Raw genomic sequence first — 1,815 nt, forward strand, 5'->3', positions numbered from 1 at the left:
CAACCGGGGCAGCCGGCCCAACGCATCTCGCTGCCCCGCCGCAGCCTCAAAGACTGCCTCGCCGAAGAGCTCCGCCGCCTTGACCCCGACGAGGTCTTCGGTGAAGTGATTACTATTGGACTGCCACGTACCAATCTAAGGAGCGTCCGACCCAGTGAGCGTTGAGCCAAGAGTAAGCATCCATCCTGATTCCTCCGTACTTATGGCTGCCATAGCGGCCCGCCTGATCACCAAATTGGTGGATGTGCAGGACAAGCACGGCGAGGCCACGGTGGTGCTGACAGGCGGCAGTGTGGGCATCGGCACCCTGAAGGCTGTTGCCGACTCGCCCGCCGCACAGGCGGTGGACTGGTCCAAGGTGAATTTCTGGTGGGGTGACGAGCGGTTTGTTGCAGCCGAGGATCCCGAGAGGAACACCCGGCAGGCATTCGACGCCTTGCTTTCGCACATCCCGGTTGATGCTGCCAGGGTGAACCAGCCCGGATCCTCGGATGACTTCGGAAGCCCGGAAGAGGCCGCGGAGGACTACGCGCGCAGGCTCCAGGATGCAGCCCGGGCCGAACACGCAGCCGATATGTCAGATGACAGGCCCGATGACCCGGGGGTACTTCCCCGCCTGGATGTGGTGCTGCTTGGCGTTGGACCGGACGCCCACGTTGCGTCCCTCTTTCCGGAGCAGGCCGGGATCCGGGAAAAAGACCGGATGGTGGTGGGGGTCCACAACTCCCCCAAGCCGCCGCCGCTCCGCATCTCCCTGACTCTCCCCGCAATCAACACTGCCGCGGAAGTCTGGATGGTGGTGGCCGGCGAAGACAAAGCCGGCGCGGTGGGTCTCGCGCTGGCCGGAGCCAACCCTGTGCAGGTGCCTGCCGCCGGTCCGCGGGGGACGTCCCGCACACTGTGGCTTATCGACGAAAACGCTGCGTCACGGGTTCCCCGGCAGCTCGTCCGGAAGGACGCCGCCGGCGCGTAGCTTCTCCAGCGCTCCGGCCAGTACCGCTTCGGCGTCCTGGTCGGAGCGCCGCTCTTTAACGTATTCCAGGTGGCTCTTGAAGCCTTCCTCCAGGGGTTCGAGCCCGGCAGCTTCCTTGCCGTCCCGGGCCGCCGGAGCCCCGCACCGGCGGCAGTCCCAGACGGCCGGGATCTGCTCGTCCGGCAACCGGAGGAACACAAGCTGGGTCTCGTGCCCTTTGGCGCACCAGAAGGAGACACGAATGCGCGGCACTCTCTGCCCGGCGGCGGCTTCGGACTGATTCTTCGGACCTGCTCCTTCCGTAACACCCACCCGGGTGCCACGGAACGCTGATGCACTGTGTACCATCGGGACTCCTGGCTGCTTCGCACATTGCTGCTTACACGTCATTGTGGTTAAACGACACTGTGGCTGTTGGGAGCCAACAGCCACAGTTTAGTTCGCAGTTCCCGGTCACGGCAGTGCCGGACAGCGATTAAGTTAAAGGGTCAGGAGTCCCCTGCGCCGCTGAACCGCATGATCAGGCCCAGACCGATGATGACGACGCCCCAGGTGACACCCAGGACGACGGTAAACCTGTTCAGGTTCCGTTCGGCTACGCCGGAGGAGCTCAGCCCGGAACTCATGCCGCCGCCGAACATGTCCGACAGCCCGCCGCCCCGTCCTTTGTGGAGCAGGATGAGGAGGGTCAGCAGAAGGCTGGTGATGCCCAGGAGAATCTGCAGGATGACTTGAAGAACGTCCACGACGGCCTTTCAGAAAGTTTGGAAGTGCGGGAGCCGGAGGCCGTGACGGACTAGTCCGTCAACAGGTGACTCTCGAACCTGACAATATTAGCAAAC

Annotated in this window: 4 protein-coding genes; 2 read left to right on the forward strand and 2 right to left on the reverse strand. The window is 63.9% G+C overall.

Going from position 1 to position 1,815, the window contains the following annotated elements:
• Together DBR22_RS19985 and pgl are read left to right on the forward strand one after the other, a co-directional pair.
• Positions 1–165 (forward strand): OpcA/G6PD domain-containing protein (locus tag DBR22_RS19985; RefSeq protein WP_181365263.1); only part of this gene is annotated, 165 nt, incomplete at its 5' end.
• Positions 166–202: 37 nt separating this feature from the next.
• Positions 203–973: a 6-phosphogluconolactonase gene (pgl, locus tag DBR22_RS19990; RefSeq protein WP_375134997.1), complete on the forward strand. Its 771-nt coding sequence runs from the start codon at positions 203–205 to the stop codon at positions 971–973.
• On the opposite strand, the gene DBR22_RS19995 is transcribed toward pgl, so the two are convergent.
• Entirely contained in the window at positions 926–1,321 is a 396-nt protein-coding gene (locus DBR22_RS19995; protein WP_108600439.1) for an RNA polymerase-binding protein RbpA, read from the reverse strand. The genes pgl and DBR22_RS19995 overlap by 48 nt on opposite strands.
• Before the next feature lie 140 nt (positions 1,322–1,461).
• Entirely contained in the window at positions 1,462–1,719 is a 258-nt protein-coding gene (gene secG, locus DBR22_RS20000; protein WP_108600440.1) for a preprotein translocase subunit SecG, read from the reverse strand.
• Positions 1,720–1,815: the final 96 nt, after the last annotated feature.

Origin of the sequence: Arthrobacter sp. HMWF013 (genome assembly GCF_003061105.1) — a bacterium.
GTDB lineage: Bacteria > Actinomycetota > Actinomycetes > Actinomycetales > Micrococcaceae > Arthrobacter.